1 protein-coding gene is annotated in these 264 nt (G+C 71.6%); it reads left to right on the top strand.

Annotated elements, in window-relative coordinates; all coding sequences use genetic code 11:
* Positions 1-264, top strand: a 264-nt coding sequence (locus SB816_RS32460; RefSeq protein WP_410548306.1) for a succinylglutamate desuccinylase/aspartoacylase family protein, incomplete at both ends; no start/stop codon positions are given.

Here is a 264-nt window from a genome sequence, read left to right as displayed (position 1 = left end):
CTGCACGGCGCACTCGTGCCCGATGCGCCGCCGACCGTCACGCGCTTCCTGCGCGTGGACGGCGATCGCCACTTCGTCTATGCATACGAGCGCGGGCTGTACGAACCGCTCGTCGAGCTCGGCGAGCGCGTGACGGCCGGCCAGCCGGCCGCGTGGGTGCACTTCCCCGATACGCCGCTGCGCGAACCGGTGCTGCATCGCTTCAAAGGCGACGGCGAAGTGGTCTGCAAGCGCGTGCCCGCGCAGGTGCAGCGCGGCGACTGC

The organism is Achromobacter sp. SIMBA_011, assembly GCF_046535435.1.
GTDB classification, from domain to species: domain Bacteria; phylum Pseudomonadota; class Gammaproteobacteria; order Burkholderiales; family Burkholderiaceae_B; genus Achromobacter; species Achromobacter dolens.
This window is presented reverse-complemented; position numbering and strand designations above follow the sequence as displayed.